Origin of the sequence: Treponema sp. HNW (assembly GCF_050320395.1) — a bacterium.
Classification (GTDB): Bacteria; Spirochaetota; Spirochaetia; order Treponematales; family Treponemataceae; genus Treponema_C.
In genome coordinates this window covers 1,298,720-1,317,139 of sequence record NZ_CP144459.1, presented here as the reverse complement: position 1 = coordinate 1,317,139, position 18,420 = coordinate 1,298,720, and the positions used below count along the sequence as shown (strand labels likewise).

Sequence of the window (18,420 nt, the reverse complement as noted above, 5' to 3'; positions counted from 1 at the left end):
GGCGATATTTCAATTATAAATATACATTTCCCGAATCACGGAAAATTCCGCTATCCATTATACCAGTGCCTTGGCTTTTTTAAGCCATTCGGCGCCGATGGAGCGGCTGAAATTGCGGTAGTTTTTTAAGATACGCTGCATATCTTCTATAACGAGGCGCGCTTTTTCGCGGTTCGTCTCATCGCTGTCTGCCGCACTGCCGTCCTTCCCGCTTTTAACAAGGGCTTGAACGTAATAAAAGCCCGCTTCAAAGTTTTTGGATTCGTTCCACAGTTTTTCAAAGTCGTCGGTCAGCGGTTGTTTTAAAAGCGAAGAACGCACTTGAATGTCGAACAGTTTTTCCGTTACCGAAGAAAGGCTTTGTTTTTTTTGCAATTTTTCCAAAATTGCCGCCGCTTCTTCGACTCTGCCGTTTCCGTACAAAGCTTGGGCGTGCAAAAACAACAAAGCGGCATCGTCTGCAAAGGGGCCGGTTAAGCATGATTCGGTAAGCGGCAGGGCATCTGAAAAACGCTCGGCCTCGATATAAGCTTGTGCAAGCGCGCTGCGGTTGCTGACCGTATCCTGATTTTTAAGCTGTTCTTCAAGCTTTTTAAGTTCGGCCGAGGGGTTAAGGGTGCGCGCAAGGCTTTCCCCTGCACGGCGCATTCCCCTGCTTGAAACAAGGGCGGGCAGTAATTCAATCAATATGTAGGCAACTCCTCCCAAATAAGGGATAAAAATAATCAAATAGAGCCAATAAAAGGGTTTGTTTGTTTTTATAATGTGAATAATAAGGGCAAGCTGAAACACATAGGGCAGCGCTAAAATAATCAAATGCATACGATAAAGATACAAAAAATAAGGCGCACTGTCTAGACAGTGCGCTGTCTACAGTGCACTGTCAGCTTATGTGCATAACCGAAAGGGTGCTTCCCGCATCCGGAATAAGGGTGATTTTTTCTTCGGCTCCTACGATAACGCAGTCTTCGGCTTGTACCGAAAGGCGTTCTCCCGTATTCGATTCAAAAGTTCCCGTACCGCTTATAATAAAGAGGCTTAACCAAGAGGTTTTCATCGCCGGGGTCGGCTCCTGTCCGTTTTGTTCACCGGCGGCTTTTTGGGCGGCTTTTTTTGCAAAACAAACCGAACCGCGTACCGTATAATCGTATTTTTCCAAGTTAAAATAGGGACAGCTGAAAGAGCCGCCGAAAGGACGTTCAACATTTAAAGAATCGGGCGGAAACGGCTTTATAACGTCCAAACTTTTTTCGACGTGAATTTCTCGCGGTCGTCCCCAGTCATAGAGGCGGTAGGTTATATCGCTTGACTGCTGAATTTCCAAAAGCCGCAAACCGCCCTGAATGGCGTGAACGGTTCCCGCGGGAATAAAAACAAAGTCGCCCTTTGATACGGGAACGCTTCGAAGATAATTGTCCAGTTTTTGATTTTCTATAGCCGCTTTTAATTCTTCGCGGCTGTATATACCGTTTAAGCCGTAGATGAGGCTCGCACCTTCCTTTGCGTCCAAAATATACCAGCATTCGGTTTTGCCCGCGCTGTTTTCATGCAGGCGTGCGTATTCGTCGTCCGGGTGAACCTGCACGGACAGGGTTTCGTCCGCTTGAATCACCTTTACCAAAAGCGGATAATCGGCACCGATAACCGAGGAGAGTTTTTTCCCCCCTATAAATTCGGTCGATTTATCAGCAAGAGATTCGCCGGCCTTATGAGTTGATAAAATCCAGCGCTCGTAACCCCATATTTTTTCGGACACAAAGGCTTCGGTTTTAAACATTTAGGCTTTTTCCCACAATTGTTCCGGATAATAGCCCTCGGCTATTTTTACGGCAATCTCCGATTTGACGATTGCCCTGTCTTCGGGATAGGTCATACCGAACCAGCGTTCCGTTGAAGTATAAAATTTGACCTTGCCTTTTCCCGATGCGACAATCGTTTCAACACCGGAGGGAAGCAGGGCTTCGGCTTTTTCGGCTTCGTTGTTTTTTGCGATAAAATCATCCCAGTATGCGCGGAAACCTTCAAAAACTTTGGGCGTAAAGCCGAACAGGTTCATCGACACCCATTCTTTGCCCGTAAGCTCAAAAGTGCCTTCATCCAATTCCGTGATAATACCCTCGCCCTTATAGCTGATTTTTGTATTTTCTTTGATTGAAGCAAGGTAGCCGTCTTTTACGGTACATATACCGCGCGATACCGAACCGGAGCGGCTCATCGTATTTTCCAGCACATAACCGACCATCGCGTGTTCCGTAGAATTTTCGGACACTGCAGCCAAATGTCCCTGCATCGTGCGGAAGGCTTCGCGCCCGTAATAATCGTCGGCATTGATAACCGCAAAGGGTTCTTTTACCGCGCTTTCGGCGCATAAAACGGCGTGAACCGTTCCCCAAGGCTTTTTGCGCTCGGGAGAAATCTTTTGTAACTGTTCGGCCGTAAAAATCGAATCGGGATTTTGGAACACGTATTCGGCATTAAAGTTTTTTGCCACCCGGTCAAAAAAACGCTCGCGGAAATCTTTTTCTATGTCTTTTCGGATAATATAAACGACTTTTTCGAAACCCGTTTTTTTTGCATCATAGGTTGCAAAATCAAGCAGGGTTTCATTGTGCAAGCCCACCGCATCTATTTGTTTTACGCCGCCGTAACGGCTTCCCATACCGGCCGCCAAAACCACTAATGTAGGATTCATAAGAAACTTCTCCCGTAAAAATTACTCGTACCGCTTTTCAGCCGTCTTAATGCACCCGTCCGGAACAAGGTATCCGTCCGGGCTGCAAAACACAGGCAAAGACGCGAACGTTTGTTGCAGTATAACAAAAAGACGGGAAAAAAGCTATATCAGGTGCGGCCTTTTTCTGCAATATTTCTGTCCACAATAACCGCTGCAAGTATTACGGAACCTTTAATAATAAACTGGTAGTACGGAGATATACCGAGCGTATTCATTCCGGTATTGATAATACCGATAATTATTGCTCCGCCCAAGGTTCCGCCGATTGTGCCGACACCTCCTGAAAGGCTTGTGCCGCCGACAATAGCCGCGGTGATTGCATCCAATTCATATCCTTCACCGGCATTCGGCTGTCCGGAGCCGAGGCGGCTTGCCAAGAGAATACCCGCAAGGCTTGCCATCAACGTGCTTAAAGAATATACGAGAAGCTTTATTTTTGTAACATTAACACCGCTTAATTTTGCAGCTTCTTCATTGCCGCCCAAGGCATAAATATGCTTTGCCCAAACCGTTTTTTTCATAAAAAACAAAAACAGCACAAAGACAACAAGAAGGACTACAACGGGCATGGGAATAAAGCCCGCAAGGGTGCCGTTTCCCAAAAACAAAAACGCTTTACTGTCGTTAAATATGGGAATACCGTCAACCAATAATAAAGCAAGGCCGCGCATAATAATCATAGCTCCCAAGGTAACGACAAAGGCCGGCAAATTAAAACGGGCAATGATAAACCCGTTTAACATACCGATTAACGTTCCCGCCGTAAGCACAATCAATACGGCCGGTATAAAGGGAATATTAAGCTCAAGCGTAATTTTGCATAATAACACACCGATAAAGGCCGCAACGGAACCGACGGATAAATCGATTCCCTGAATAATAATTGCCAACGTAATCGGAAAAGCTATTATTGCATTTAAAGACACTTGATTCATAATATTGAAAAAGTTGCCCGTGTTTAAAAATATCCGCTCACCCGTGTAATTATTGATTTTTAATACATCGCAAAGAAAAAAAAGCAAAACGATTAAAAATACGATAAGAAAGTAAATAGGCGATATATATTTTTTCCTCGCATTATTCAACATCGGATCCTCCTGCGGCATACGTCATAACGGTTTCCTGATTTGCATCTTTTTTATCCAAAATCTTTACAATGCGGCGGCTTTTCATAACCGCAATACGGTCGCACATACCTAAAATTTCCGGCAGTTCCGACGAAATCATAATAATAGCCATTCCCTTGGCGCTTAATTCCCGCATCAAAGCATATATTTCCGTTTTTGCTCCGATATCGATTCCGCGCGTAGGTTCATCCAAAATAAGCAGCTTTATATCTTTGGACAGACAACGCGCCAAAATAACTTTTTGCTGATTTCCGCCGCTTAAAAAGCCCGTATGAGTTTTTGCTCCGGGCGTTTTAACACGCAGTTTTTCTATTCCCTTTGAAATCAGGCTGTTTGATTTTTTCGTCTGTACAACACCCGCCTGCGAAACCAAATCATAATTGGAAGCGGTAATATTATCGGCAACGGAAAGTCCCAAAGCCAAGCCTTCAAGTTTTCGGTCTTCGGTAACAAAGGCAATACCCTGCTTTATAGCCTGCTGCGGATTATCGATTATCACTTCATTTCCGTCAAGAAACATGGAGCCGCCGGTCTTTTTTAAGCAGCCGAAAACGGCCTTTGCGATTTCCGTTCTGCCGGAACCGACCAGGCCCGAAAAGCCCAAAATTTCGCCCGGATATACGCAAAAACCGGCATCTTTGACATATGAAGATGCACACAGATTTTTAACCTCAAAGCGGGGTTTTGTACGATCGATTGTATGAGAAGAAGGCGGATATACATTTGTAATGGAACGTCCGACCATCATCGCAATAAGGGATTCTTCGGTTACCTCTGTTATATCCTTTGTACCGATATACTCACCGTCACGCAAAACGGTAACCCTGTCGCATACGCGGAATACTTCCGACAATTTATGTGAAATGTAAACAATGGTCGTACCGTTTTTCTTTAGCCGTTCAATCAATTCAAAGAGCACTTCTTCTTCCGCGGCGGTTAAAGATGAAGTAGGTTCATCCATAACCAAGATTCGTGCATTCAACGAAACGGCCTTTGCTATTTCTATCATTTGTTTTTGTGCAATCGGCAAAGTACTTACAATGCTGTCCGCCGCAATGGATAAAGAAAGGCTGTCCAATATTTGCTGCGTTTGTTCTTTTATGCTTTGCGAGTCCAATATACCGAATTTGGGATTTTCGCGGCCCAAAAACATATTATCGGCAACGCTTAAATTTTCACACAGATTCAATTCCTGATGAATAATGGCTATGCCCGCTTTCCGCGCATCAACGGTGTTTTTAAAACGGTATTCATTACCGTCTATAAAAATCCTGCCCGCATCGGGGAAGTAAACACCGGATAAAATTTTCATTAAGGTTGATTTCCCCGCGCCGTTTTCCCCCAAAAGAGCATGGACTTCACCTTTATGGAGCGAAAAATTTATATCGTTAAGCGCGACAACGCCGTAAAAAGACTTTGTCACGTTTTTCATTTCCAAAATGACTGTTTGTGTATTCATACTTTATGCCTTCTTTAATGAATCGATGATAACCGCCAAAAGAATGATGGCTCCTTTTGCCACATATTGCATATACGGCGATATACCCAAAAGGTTCATTCCGTTGCTGATAACACCCATAATTAAAGCACCGATAAAGGTACCGATAATCGTTCCCTTGCCGCCGGAAAAGCTGGTACCGCCGACGATGGTAGCGGCAATGGCATCCAACTCATAACCGCCGCCTACATTGGGAGAGCCGGAACCCAAACGGCTGGCAAGTAAGATACCTCCCATTGCCGAACAGGCTCCGGCTATGGAAAATACAAAAAATCTGAGACGGACCGGATCGGTACCGGTCAAACGGGCAGCTTCTTCATTTCCTCCTAAAAAGTAAATTCTACGCCCGAATACCGTTTTTGACAGCAAAAAGTGAAAAAGCACAAGCATTGCAAGCATAAGTATAACGGCTGCGGGAACGGGGCCTATAAAACCGTTACCCAAAAACTTAAAACTGTCGGAATTTACGAATTTTGCTTTTCCGTCGGTAAGAATAAAGGCCAAACCGCGAAAAATAGCCATACTGCCCAAAGTTGCGATAAAAGCGGGAACCCTGAGCATTGAAATAAGCGCACCGTTTGCCGCCCCCGTCAAAAAACCCGCAATCAGCGTTAAAATTACGGCAAGAGGAAGAGGCATTTTCGTATTTAAAATCAACATGGCGATAACAACACCGCTTACGGAAGTTATCGAGCCTACGGATAAATCTATACCTTTTATCAGTATTACCAATGTCATACCGAAGGCGATAACAACGTTAATGCTTACCTGATTAAGAATATTGGCAATATTTTCGGTATTTAAAAAAATCCATTCTCCGCTTTCGTTTCCTATTTGAAATATATCACACAACAAAAAAATAAAAACAACCAGTGCACCCAAAATAAAAAGTACCGATTTTGACTGCATGTGCACTGAAGAAAAAAAACGTCTTACACCTTTTGTTTCAGGCATTATTGAGACCCTCACTTATTTTAATGATTTTACGGCGGAAGCAAAATAAAAGGGGCTGCCGAAAAGAAAGCAACTTAAAGACAGCCCCCTCCGTATTAATTCATGCGGTTTCCGTTCGAATCTCTAAAACCGTCTTTTTGGTAGGTACCTACTTCAACCGGCTGATTTTTCGGCGGATTTTTATTTTTGCCGGAAATATAATCAAGCAAGGTATGGAAAGCCTGTAAACCCATCTTTGAGGGGAATTGAACGGTATCGCCGACAATTTTTCCCGCATCGATAGCGGCCTTGGATTCATCGCCGAAGTCGTAACCGACTATCGAAATCGAGTCGAGTTTATTGCGGCGTTCAACGGCGGAAAGAGCGCCGAGGGTACAGTCATCGTTTATTGCAAAAATACCGATAAGATTTTTTCCGTACTTTTGAATGGCATCTTCGGTTACGGACATGGCTTTATCGCGCTGACCGACGGCATTCATAATAACCATTTTAATATTCGGCAGGGCTTTTGCCATAGCGGGTTTAAAACCTTCAATACGGGCCTGCGTTGAAGTAACGCCGGAGTGATCTACAATCAAAACGGTTCCCTTGGATACTTTGCGCTCGTTTAATCTTTTAATAAGCATATCGGCGGCCAACTTTCCGCCCAATACGTTGTCGGAAGCGCAGTGGCTGACAACATCAACGCCTTCGGCGGCAACGTCTACGGTTACAACCGGGATTCCTGCGGCAAGGGCTTTTTTCAAAACGGGAGCCAATGCTTTTGAATCGCAGGGCGTAATAAGAATACCGGTTACTTTTTGCTGAATATAATCTTCAACCTGACGGACCTGCTTACCGGCATCAAAGTCGGCATCGGTCAGGCGAAGCACAACACCGCGTTCCTGCGCATCTTTTTCAAGAGTGGATTTCATTTCCTGGAAAAAGGGGTGACGCAAAGACATAAGCGTTACACCGATAACGGTTTTTGTTTGTGCAAAAACCGGTGTAAATAACAAAGCCAGTATTGCAACAGCTAAAATAATTTTTTTGATGTTCCTCATCGGAAACCTCCTATATTGAATGCATATATTATAAATCGAGATTTTAAATACCGATACAGGCAATAACTATCCAAAAGGTGTACAAAAATGAATATATCGGGTATACTCTCGGTATGGACACAGGCATAAAACCGGATACGGCGGTCAACCCTATGCAAAAAGTATGCCGGAACGCTTTTGACAACATAAAGATTTTGTCATGCGAACGTTTCGGTGCTCACAGTTCTATATGGAATTTCGAGCGGCATTCCCATGATTTTTACGAATTTTTGTACTTTATAGACGGTAAGGCCCACATAGAAGCCGGAAAAAATATGGATATAAGCATGTTCAACCTTGTCATTTATCCGCCGGGGGTCCATCATGAAGAAAAACTGGATGTAAATACCTATCAGGAAGTGTATTGCTTTTGGATAGCAACGGATAAAATTGAATCTATTGACCAAAGTGTTGTCGTTAAGGACAGGGATGGGGAGTTTCGTACACTCATAGAAAAGATGTATACCGAATTCAAGTCCGATAAGGCTTATCGTGAAGAACTGCTCGGCCTGTATGCGCAAACACTTTTTGCGCTTTTAAAACGATATTTTTTACAGCCGCCTATCGAAAAAGATGCGCTTGTAGACCGCTGTAAATTATGGATACAGGAGCACTACCTCGATGACTTTGACATTGCGTCGTTGGCACAAGCGGTATTTGTAAGCGAAAGTTATTTATTCAGATATTTTAAGAAAAAAACGGGGATGACTCCCATGCAGTACCGAAATTACCTGCGCATTGAAAAAGCGAAATACCTTCTTTGCGCAAGCAATTTTACGATTGACTGTATTGCCGAAGAATTGGGCATTGCCGATTCAAAACATTTTTCGCATTTATTTAAAAAATTTGAAGGCATTTCACCCGGAGCATTCAGACAAAAACGTAAAACATAAAACGATTCCCCAAAAATTCATTTTATCTCTTAAACGATTAACCTGCGATTTCATATTCAGTTCAGTTTTGCCCCCCTTCTCGCGAGTATCCGCTCTTTCTTTATTGGACAAACAGCCCCATTATATAGCTATGAAAACAATAGAAATCATAAGAACGGCCCGGCCGTCCGAAAGAATCCTGTCCCTTAAAAATAAGATGTTTGACGAAAAACGTTTTATGTCGCTCGAACAGGCACATATTATTACCGAATCCTATAAAAAGAATGAAGCCTTGAGTACCGCCAAAAAACGCGCTCACTCGCTTGCCGCCGCTATGGAGCTTTTGCATATTTCAATAGATGCCCAAGAATTGATTGTAGGCAACAGAACCGCAGGAGTAAGAGCGGGAGTCGTCTTTCCCGAATCAGGCATTTCATGGATCGATAAAGAAATCGAAACCCTTCACAGCCGGGCGCAGGATAAATTCAATGTACATCCGGAAGACATAAAAGACTTTAGAGAATTTATCCTGCCTTATTGGAAGGGAAAATCCTTGGAAGATACGATACGCGCCGAAGGTGCGGAATTGATTGATTCCATTGCAAAAGTGGTAAAAATCAATCAAAAAGACCATGCCCAGGGACATATTTGCCCCGATACCGAAAAATGGATCAGGCTCGGAGCGGCCGGTATTTGTAAAGAAGCCGAAGCATATTTAAAAAAAGAAAAAGATCCGGCTAAAATCGAATTTTACGAATGCGTAATAGAGGTATTAAACGGAGCCCGCCGCTTTATAAAGCGTTATGCCGACCTTGCCGCCGACATGCAAAAAACGGCCGCCCAAGAGGATAAGGCGAATCTTGCCGAAATCGAGCGGATATGCCGCAAACTTGCATCGGAAGCACCCGAGTGTACGGCGGAAACGTTCAGAGAAGCATTGCAGGCTTTATGGTTTTTATATGTACTGCTGCAGATGGAAAGCAACGCTTCGTCGTTTTCGCCGGGAAGAGCCGACCAATATCTGTATCCGTATTACCGCTCGGATATCGACAAGGGTACATTGAATGACGAAAGCGCTCTTGAATTGATTGAAGCGCTCTGGCTTAAATTCAACCAGATTGTATATTTACGCAATTCTCACAGTGCCGCTTTTTTTGCCGGTTTTCCCATCGGTTTTAATATTGCCCTCGGCGGTATTAAAGAAGACGGAAGCGATGCAAGCAATGAGCTTTCATACCTGTTTTTAAAAGCCCAGGAGCATTTGGGATTGCCGCAGCCGAACCTTTCGGCCCGCTTACACGAAAATTCACCGGAAACTCTTTTAAATGAATGTTCGGCCGTTATCGGAAAAGGAAGCGGTATGCCGCAGGTATTCAACGACGAAAGTATAGTCCCTGCCCTCCGTGCCCAGGGGATATCGGAAAAGGATGCAAAAAACTATGCGATTGTCGGCTGTGTTGAGCTTACCACCCACGGAAACAACTTGGGCTGGAGCGATGCGGCAATGTTTAATTTACCCAAGGTTTTGGAACTGGCATTAAATAACGGCGTGTGTCTTTTAACCGGTGCACAATTGGGACCCGAAACGGGAACTTTGGAAGATTTTAAAACCTATGAAGATGTCGAAAAAGCCTTTCAAACACAAATCGATTATTTTTTCGATAAAATGATAGGCGCATGTGAAGTGGTTGAAAAAGTCCACCAACGCCTGCTTCCGACAGCGTTTTTATCGAGTGTTATAGACGATTGTCTTGCAAAGGGACTTGACGTAACCGCAGGCGGGGCACATTATAATCTTTCGGGCATTCAGGTAATTCAGCCTGCCAATATTGCCGACTCTCTTGCAGCGTTAAAACAGCTTGTCTATGATGAGAAAAAAATCTCTCAAAAAGAATTGCTTCAGGCACTGCGGACAAACTTTAAAGACGCCGAAAACCTGCGCACCCTATTGCTTAACGATGCGCCCAAATACGGCAACGATATTGAATGGGTGGACAATATTGCAAATAAATGGATTGTATATTTTTCCGATAAATTCAAGGGATTAAAAAATTACCGCGGAGGGCCGTATCATACGGGAATGTATACCGTAAGCGCACACGTTCCGATGGGGGCAAATGTCGGCGCTTCTCCGGACGGAAGGTCGGCAGGAACGCCCCTTGCAGACGGCGGACAATCTGCGGTATACGGCCGCGATATAAACGGGCCTACAGCCGTTTTAAAATCCGTTTCACGTATCGATTCATCGCGCGGAAGTAACGGTACCCTGCTTAATATGAAGTTCTTACCGCAGTTTTTTAAAACAAAAGAGGGAATACATAAATTTTCGGCTTTTTTACGCGGGTTTGTCCGCCTGAAAATCAATCACGCCCAATTTAATGTGGTGCGAAAAGAAGATTTGTTGGCAGCGCAAAAAAATCCGGAAGCATACCGCTCCCTTACTATCCGTGTTGCAGGCTATACCGCGTATTTTACCGAATTGGCGGCCGATTTGCAAAACGAAATTATCGCGCGCACAAGTTATGACGATATTTGATATTCAGCGTTTTTCTCTGCATGACGGGCCGGGAATCCGCACCACCGTTTTTTTAAAAGGCTGCCCCTTACGCTGTTTGTGGTGTCAAAACCCCGAAGGCTTGGAATTCGGTATTGCGGATGTACAAAAAAGCAAAAAAGCTAAAAAGTGTCGCTGCATTGCACCTGAAGCTCTTGCCGAAGAAGTACAGGCGGACAGCGTGTTTTTTGAAGTTTCAGGAGGAGGTGTAACATTTTCAGGCGGAGAAGCTTTAGCGCAAATCGACGATGTATGTACGGCCGCCGATATTTTGCGGACAAAAAAAATTCACACTGCCCTTGAAACGTCCCTGTATGCCCCGCGTGAGAGCATTCAAAAAGCCGTCGATTCAATCGATCTTATATTGGCGGATATAAAAATTTTCGATACGGAAAAACATAAGGCGGCAATCGGTGCCGATAACGAGCTTATACGGGAGAATTTTAAATATGCCGCCGAAAAACTCAAAGGGACGGGACGTTTGATTGCGCGCACGCCCCTTATTCCCGGTTATACGGCGGATGAAAAAAATATTATTGAAATAGGAACTTTTATCGGCAGTATCGATTCTTCAATACGGTGGGAACTGCTTAATTTTAATCCGCTTGCAAGCGCAAAATACAACGAACTGCACAATTCAGGCTTTAAACGGTTTGAAGGATTAAAACCCTTTTCCGACTCGCAAATGAATGAGTTCAAAAAAATCGCCGTTTCGTGCGGAGTAAGTATCATATAATGTAAAATAATATAAAACCGTCAAAAGCACTGCGGCTTTATTGACGGGCACCGAGGAGGAAAAAATGAACAGTATAACGGAGCGCTTTATTTCGGAAGCTCAAAACGGTAAAACCGTATATATAAATGATGTACGTGAATGTTTTGCACAACTTAAAAACGAAAAAATCAGACGATTCAGCCTTGCACTTGTAACTGCGGAAGGCTATAAGCGCCGTTTCGACTACACGATTCCCGCTTTCAACGTTCCCGCAAGTGTACAAACCGGCAAAACGGAAAAAATGCCGGCAAAAGAACTTGAAGCGCTCTTTATACGGGATTACTGTATGGCGGAATTATACAATATTATTTCCTGCCTGGGCGCCCGCTCGATGAAATTTTATACGAGTGAAAAAAGTGCGGAAGTTACATATATCTACAATTGTTTTATCGAAAAATTCGGTATTTTTACGGAACGCGCACAAAGAAAAGAATACGGACGGGCCGTAAACGTTGCCGAACGCATATTGGATGCACTGGATATGCGAACCGATTCAAAAATCGAAGTTGATCTCTTCGATACTGCCGATATGCCTTCGGATTTTATGTATGCTGCAAAACGGCAAAACTGCGGGTTTGTCGGAGAAAAACTGAAAGAAGCCGTACAAAAAAGCGATAAGGGTATTTTAATCGGTATTGATGTGGGCGGGACGGATATAAAACTTGCTTTATCCGTAAACGGAAAACTTACCGCTTTAAAAGAATACGATTGGTTTCCTGCGGGTTTTACGCGCATACATGAACTTATCGATCCTGTTATTGCATTGGTTGATTTTATGCGTTACAGGGCAGACAGCCGTTTTAACGAAATTACGGATACAGCCATGCCGGTTGAAGCAAGCGACGAATTGATTATCAAGTGTACCGAAAAAGCAAAACAATTTGCCTTTGAAAACGGAATTGAACTTCCTTTATATGACGGTATAGGTCTTTCGTTCCCCGATGTTGTAGTACAAGACAGTATTGTCGGCGGAGAAGTATTTAAAACGCGCGGTATACGGGAAAATCCCGCCGTCGATTATGAAAAAGAATTCCGGCTGATTACTCCTTTAAACAAAATGCTTGCACAATTTGTTAAAGAAAACGGTGTTGTCGGTATTGTTAATGACGGCCCCATGGCCGCATTCAGCGCGGCGGCGGAAACGGCATATACCGATACATCGTCGGTAAATACGGGGGTTTTAGCCTATACTTTGGGAACCGAACTGGGAACGGGCTATTTGGACGGTGAAGGGAAAATCCCCGATATACCTCTTGAAGTATATAACTTTATTATCGATTTAGGTTCATGGCCCGAAAAAGAATTTTCAAGCGACGATGTGCGCAGCATAAACAACTTTAATACAAAGCTTGCGGGCACCCTGCAAAAATATACGAGTCAAAGCGGCGCATTCAGACTTGCACTAAAATATTTTGAAACCGCAAAACCGGCCTTATATCGGCAATTGTTTGAAAAAAACTTTTTATACGAAAAAAAAGAGGATGCAAAATCTCAGGGGCTCTATACTCCTACTTCTCCTAAAGATATGCGTAAACCTTTTTTAGAGCACCTTATGTCTTTGGCCGCAACCGGAGGCAATGAGGAGGCCGAACGCATCTTTTGTGAAATCGGTGAATATCTTGCGGTTGCCTTTTGTGAAACACAACGTATTTTGGAATCGAGCGCAAATAAAGCCATATTATTCGGCCGGCTGGTAAAACAGGAAAATTGCTTTAAGCTTTTATGCCGAGGTGCACAAAAGCGCATAGCGGCAAACGGATTTGAGGCTGCGGATGACGAAATGGCGGCAACACCGCTTATGAGGCAGCTCAAAGACAGCGGTACGTATACAATCGCCCAATTTGCCCAAGCAATCGGTGCAATACATTATGCGAGTTATCGCAAAAATGTGATCTAACAGGCTCTTTTCACCGGACTGGATTTTTTTTCCCGTTTTGTATATACTCTTTTCGTTAAACGGGAGTATTATAATGAGTGATTTTATTGTGTGGGATCCCTCCTTTGACGTAGGCATTGAGATTGTAGATAGACAGCACAGACATTTGGTGCATTTAACTAATATGCTGTATAACGCCTGTTTGGGAGAAAAAGGTGAGCTTGATGAAAAATTCCGAGAAGTAATGAAAGAATTGGTCGATTATGTTCTGTTCCATTTTAAAGATGAGGAACGGTTGATGGAAGGCATGAAATATCCCCATTTTCAGGAACATAAACACAAGCATGAATCCTTTGTAAAAGAAATACTGACCTCGGTAAATGCCTATACGCAGGGCAAACAGTTTGTTCCGAATAATTTTGTACGTTTTTTGCGCGACTGGCTTTTTGACCATATTCTGATAACCGATAAGGAAATGGCGAAATACTATTTTTCGCTGACAAAATAGGCAAAAAATCGTCAAATGCGCTTTCAGCCCCTTGACCAAATAGTTTGCTTATGATATAGTATGTTCCATTACGGGGGTGTAGCGAAGCTGGTTATCGCGTCGGCCTGTCAAGCCGAAGATCGCGGGTTCAAGCCCCGTCACTCCCGCTAGTCCATCGCTTCAGATGGACTTTTTTTTGCACCTTAGCAGGGTTTGAAAGGTGCACGATGAAAACCGCCGGTACGCATACTTGTACTCGGATTTTGCGGCTCTTTGTGCGGCTTTGCGGTTTTATATAAACCCTGTTTTTATATGGGAGTTGTTCAAAAACGTAAGTTTTGGACAACTGCCGCTTCGGGCAGTAGCGCAGGGGGAGCGCGCTTGGTTCGGGACCAAGAGGCCGGGGGTTCAAATCCCCCCTGCCCGATTACTGATCCCCCTTTGGAGGGGGATTTGAACCGATTGAGCGCCGAGCAGGGGCGAGGAAAAGCTGCCACGGATGGCAGCGTAAGCGAAAGAGGCGGCTCAGAGCAAGGAGCCGGATTGCGACTTGCCAAGAGCAAATCCCCCCTGCCCGATTTGCAAAATACATATACTCATTTAAAACAAAGATTTTCTTCCGGTATTTTCAAAAAGCTTATTCTTATAAATATCTGTATAGGATCCATACCCGTTTTTTTGCTGACATTTTTTATACTTATTCACAGTTATCGAAGTACAAATACGGAAATACAGCGCGCCTATGAGCAAGTACTTGAGCATCTGACGGAAAATACGAATACGCGGTTTGCAAATTATTATGATATGATTGAACATTTGTGCGCTAATGTTACCATTCACGCGGCAATGACGGACAAGTCGGAAAAAAGCGGTCCCTGGATAAACGGAGCAATCATTTCACGCGAAGTAAATAAATACATACGTTTGAATAAAAATCTGGGTTTGGATAAATGTATGGTGTATTCCGAAGTCCCCGGCTGTCCGGTCTACCATCAAAATGCGACAACACGGGAATATGCAATGTACGAATATTGGTACGATGTATATAAAAATACTCAACAGGATTATTTTTTTTACACAAAACCGGATACAGGTGAAGTCATAATGTCGCTTATCAAGCCCGTTATTGCAACCGATTTTTCAAATCCCTATTACGGTAAGCGCTTAGGCTTTATAAAACTTGATATTGATTTACAGGATTTTTTTAATTCATTTTTACCGATAGAACCCGATACCGCTCATACCGTATTCATATTATCCGAAGAAAATCGGATTTTGTATAAAAAACGCAGTACCTTATACGAAATTGACGAGACCGACTTGCTACAAAAAATACGGAACGGCGTTTCAATCTATCGGCTGCCGAAAAGCGGCCGCCTTTTATTTTTAGTGCAAAAACGGACAGCCTGTAACGGTATAAAAGCCGTTATTTGTTTTAAAAATAATACCGTAAGAGAAAAACTGGTTTCCATCCTCAAAGCAACCGTGCTTATGGGCTTTACTTCAGTTATATTGATTTTCTTTTTTGCTTATCATTTATCGGGTAAAATAGCGGTACGGGTAAACACTCTTATCGCAAAAATGAAGCAGGTTGAACACGGAGATTTGGAAATACAAAATACGCATAAAAAAAATGAAGACGAAATAGGAATTATCGAAAAACAATTCGATAAAATGGTAGTACGCTTAAGCCGCGCTATCGAGCAAAACTACATTACGGAACTGGAAAACAAAGAAGCATCGCTTCGCTTACTGCAATTTCAAATCAATCCTCATTTTTTATATAATACGCTTGAATCAGTAAGTGCGATTGCAATGCAAAAAAAAGCCTATGTCATTTGTGAAATTACGGAAAAATTAAGCGCATTGTTCCGTTATGCGGTAAGCAAACAGCCGGGAGAATCGGTAGGTTTTGCGGAAGAATTACGGCACATTGAAAACTACATATACATACAAAGCATACGGTTTCCTTCCGCATTTTCGATACGCTATTCGGTTCCGCAGGAACTGCGTAACTGCTTAATGCCCTGTTTTATTCTCCAGCCTCCGGTTGAAAATTCCTTCAATCACGGTTTAAAAGAATGTAAATCGGGAGGACTCATAGAAATATCCGCACGGGCAGAACAATCCGTCCTCTATATTGAAATAAAAGATAACGGCAGAGGCATTGAAACGGGACGATTGAAACAAATCAAAGCACATTTACATGACGACGGCAGATGCGGTAAAATAAAATCATATGAACACAGTATCGGGTTAAAAAACGTTCATTCCCGCATTCAAACGGCATACGGGAAAGCATACGGAGCGGATATTGAAAGTATTCAAGGTAAAGGAACACGGGTTATCTTAAAATTACCGCTTTTATATCCTGAAACAAAAGAAAAAGCCGATAATAAACAAAACGGGAAAAACGATGTTCAGTATACTCATCGCCGATGACGAAGAATTGATCCGCAGCGGTTTAACAGCCCGATTTGAATATATCGGTATTGATCCCGATGTACTGTATGAAGCATCCGACGGCAAAGAAGCCCTCGATATAATCCGTGATAAGCGGCCCGATATTGTTATTACCGATATTCGTATGCCGGTAATGGACGGAATTGCATTATTGGAAACGGTAAAAAAAGATTTTCCGGATATTGAATTTATTATTTTAACGGGTTATGCGGAATTTGAGTATGCAAAACGGGCAATGGATTTCGGCGTTCATTCGTATATTCTAAAACCGATTTCAAATGAAGAATTAAAAAATGCACTCTTAAAAGCGGTTGATATCATACGCAATAAGCGTATCACTCACAGGGAAGAAACGGGGCGTTTGTTTTGGCAGTATATAAAGTCACAGGGACAGGACACGGCAATTCGGCAAACACTCGAAAAATCTTTTTGTACAAAAAACAATCGGTATACAATGCTTTGCATTATTCAGGAAAAAGCCCCTGCTCTTTTAAACGATATCGACGAACTGGCCGATATGCTTGCCCAAAATCGGCAAAAGGATAGTTTTTCAAAAAACATACACTTTTTTTGTTTCCGCGATTTTACATATGTCAATCGGTGTGCGGTTTTGGTTTGCTCACCTGCCCCCGATTTTGCGGAAGCCGCCGCACGCATATTACATGCAGCATTGCAAACACTGAGCAAAGAAAATTCATTACCGATTGTCTGCTGCAGTGAAATTCACACAAACATATCGGTATTGCTTTATGAGCAGGCAGCTGCAGCCTGTACCGCTGCCGGAGCCGAACTTAAAACAAGCGAAAAAAAACATATTTTCTTTTATTCAAAAAAAAGCACAAAACGGATATCCGAAAAACGGGAACGGGAAGCGGAAAAGGTCCCTGATGTATCGGAAAAATCATCGGGAAATAAAAGAATAAAAGCGGCCGCGGATTATATCCACAAACATTACAGTCAAAATATAAGTACTGCGGATATCGCAAAAAAATACGCATTCAGCCCGAATTATTTTTCATTTCTTTTTAAAAAAGAAACCGGCTGTAATTTTGTAGAGTATCTTTCGCATGTGCGTATCGAAGAAGCCTGCGCTTTTTTAAAACACACGGATTTGAATATATATGAAATTGCGCAAAAAGTCGGATACGGCGACAGTCAATATTTTTTCAGAGTATTTAAAAAATGCACGGGATTAACCCCGGCGGAATACCGAAAAAAAATGCGTTTTAAGCTTTAAAAATCAAATCCGCTTCAAGCGGATAATGATCGGATATATATACACCGTTCTCACAGTCGCGCCACAGTGTACAGCCCTGCGCCTCAAAAGCACCGCAGGCAAAAATATAATCGATTTTTTCACTCGGAATCGTACCGTAGTCGTGAAAGGTGCCGCCGCTTTGAGCCGTAACATCCCGCAATCCCGAAGAAGCGAATTCGCTTGCAAAAAGGGGGGCCAATTCCTTTTGACCGGGAAGAGCATTAAAATCTCCCATAAGAATAAAGGGAAGCACTTTTTCAGCAGCATGTACGGTTCGCATAATTTGTTCCAAGGCATTTTTCCTGGCGGACTTACCGGTGTGATCAAGATGGGTGTTCAGAACTTGAAACAGCTTGTGATTTTTGTCTTCAAAAACGGCTCGAATACAGGTACGCGGACAGCCGCTTTGCCCTCTATAGCGGGAACCGGGAAGCGAAGGTGTCGGAGAAAGCCAAAAGGTTTCGGTATAATGAAGGTTGTATGCCGTTTTTTTATATGCGATAAGAGCCTGCTCGCCGCTTAAATCTTTTTCGCGGCCGTGCCCGATAATATAATAATCGCCTAAACTTTCTTTTAGCCAATCGGCCATATGCGGCAGTACTTCCTGAAAACCGATAATATCCGGGCTTCGCGATTCGATTGCTTTTTTAATAAGGGCGCGCCGGTTCGGAAACGCATTTTTACCGTCTTCAGGATTATCCATACGGATATTGAATGTAACTGTTTTCATAAATTCTCCG

15 protein-coding genes and 2 tRNA genes are annotated in these 18,420 nt (G+C 43.2%); 9 read left to right on the top strand and 8 right to left on the bottom strand.

Annotation, left to right across the window (positions count from 1 at the left end; translation table 11 throughout):
- Nucleotides 1-57: 57 nt before the first annotated feature.
- The 7 genes from V1L52_RS06145 to V1L52_RS06115 all read right to left on the bottom strand — a co-directional run bounded on the left by V1L52_RS06145 (nucleotide 58) and on the right by V1L52_RS06115 (nucleotide 7,356).
- Nucleotides 58-822, bottom strand: coding sequence for a hypothetical protein (locus V1L52_RS06145; RefSeq protein WP_428771662.1), 765 nt, complete (start codon nucleotides 820-822; stop codon nucleotides 58-60).
- A 61-nt stretch (nucleotides 823-883) separates the two neighbouring features.
- The gene (locus tag V1L52_RS06140) at nucleotides 884-1,777 is read right to left on the bottom strand and encodes a type I phosphomannose isomerase catalytic subunit (protein ID WP_428771660.1); all 894 of its coding nucleotides are present in this window, start codon (nucleotides 1,775-1,777) and stop codon (nucleotides 884-886) included.
- A complete protein-coding gene (locus V1L52_RS06135) occupies nucleotides 1,778-2,692 on the bottom strand; it encodes a nucleotidyltransferase family protein (protein ID WP_428771658.1) in 915 nt (304 codons plus the stop codon).
- 149 nt (nucleotides 2,693-2,841) lie between these two features.
- Nucleotides 2,842-3,822: an ABC transporter permease gene (locus V1L52_RS06130; protein WP_428771656.1), complete on the bottom strand. Its 981-nt coding sequence runs from the start codon at nucleotides 3,820-3,822 to the stop codon at nucleotides 2,842-2,844.
- Nucleotides 3,812-5,320 carry a sugar ABC transporter ATP-binding protein gene (locus V1L52_RS06125; RefSeq protein ID WP_428771654.1) on the bottom strand — a complete coding sequence of 503 codons (1,509 nt, stop codon included), beginning with the start codon at nucleotides 5,318-5,320 and terminating at the stop codon, nucleotides 3,812-3,814. Before V1L52_RS06125 ends, V1L52_RS06130 begins: the two co-directional genes overlap by 11 nt.
- A 3-nt stretch (nucleotides 5,321-5,323) precedes the next feature.
- Nucleotides 5,324-6,313 (bottom strand): ABC transporter permease, encoded by a 990-nt coding sequence (locus tag V1L52_RS06120; protein WP_428771652.1) that lies wholly within the window; start codon nucleotides 6,311-6,313, stop codon nucleotides 5,324-5,326.
- Nucleotides 6,314-6,408: 95 nt separating this feature from the next.
- On the bottom strand, nucleotides 6,409-7,356 hold the full coding sequence (locus V1L52_RS06115; protein WP_428771650.1) for a substrate-binding domain-containing protein: 948 nt from the start codon (nucleotides 7,354-7,356) through the stop codon (nucleotides 6,409-6,411).
- A 113-nt stretch (nucleotides 7,357-7,469) separates the two neighbouring features.
- On the opposite strand from V1L52_RS06115, the gene V1L52_RS06110 reads away from it, so the two are divergent.
- From V1L52_RS06110 to V1L52_RS06070, 9 genes are all read left to right on the top strand, one after another.
- Nucleotides 7,470-8,288, top strand: a complete 819-nt coding sequence (locus tag V1L52_RS06110) for a helix-turn-helix domain-containing protein (RefSeq protein ID WP_428771648.1) — start codon at nucleotides 7,470-7,472, stop codon at nucleotides 8,286-8,288.
- Between the two features lie 130 nt (nucleotides 8,289-8,418).
- Nucleotides 8,419-10,803, top strand: coding sequence for a glycyl radical protein (locus V1L52_RS06105; protein ID WP_428771646.1), 2,385 nt, complete (start codon nucleotides 8,419-8,421; stop codon nucleotides 10,801-10,803).
- A complete protein-coding gene (locus tag V1L52_RS06100) occupies nucleotides 10,790-11,557 on the top strand; it encodes a radical SAM protein (protein ID WP_428771644.1) in 768 nt (255 codons plus the stop codon). The genes V1L52_RS06105 and V1L52_RS06100 overlap by 14 nt, the downstream gene beginning before the upstream one ends.
- 64 nt (nucleotides 11,558-11,621) lie before the next feature.
- Entirely contained in the window at nucleotides 11,622-13,493 is a 1,872-nt protein-coding gene (locus tag V1L52_RS06095; RefSeq protein ID WP_428771642.1) for a hypothetical protein, read from the top strand.
- A gap of 73 nt (nucleotides 13,494-13,566) precedes the next feature.
- Nucleotides 13,567-13,980, top strand: coding sequence for a bacteriohemerythrin (locus V1L52_RS06090; protein ID WP_428771640.1), 414 nt, complete (start codon nucleotides 13,567-13,569; stop codon nucleotides 13,978-13,980).
- 72 nt (nucleotides 13,981-14,052) lie between these two features.
- A tRNA-Asp gene (locus tag V1L52_RS06085) sits at nucleotides 14,053-14,126 on the top strand.
- Between the two features lie 188 nt (nucleotides 14,127-14,314).
- Nucleotides 14,315-14,386 (top strand) — tRNA-Pro (locus V1L52_RS06080).
- 26 nt (nucleotides 14,387-14,412) lie between these two features.
- On the top strand, nucleotides 14,413-16,401 hold the full coding sequence (locus tag V1L52_RS06075; RefSeq protein ID WP_428771638.1) for a cache domain-containing sensor histidine kinase: 1,989 nt from the start codon (nucleotides 14,413-14,415) through the stop codon (nucleotides 16,399-16,401).
- Complete coding sequence (locus tag V1L52_RS06070) at nucleotides 16,376-17,659, top strand: response regulator transcription factor (RefSeq protein WP_428771636.1); 1,284 nt, start codon at nucleotides 16,376-16,378, stop codon at nucleotides 17,657-17,659. The genes V1L52_RS06075 and V1L52_RS06070 overlap by 26 nt, the downstream gene beginning before the upstream one ends.
- Here V1L52_RS06070 and V1L52_RS06065 read toward each other — a convergent pair.
- On the bottom strand, nucleotides 17,649-18,410 hold the full coding sequence (locus V1L52_RS06065) for an endonuclease/exonuclease/phosphatase family protein (RefSeq protein ID WP_428771634.1): 762 nt from the start codon (nucleotides 18,408-18,410) through the stop codon (nucleotides 17,649-17,651). The genes V1L52_RS06070 and V1L52_RS06065 overlap by 11 nt on opposite strands.
- Between the last annotated feature and the right edge of the window lie 10 nt (nucleotides 18,411-18,420).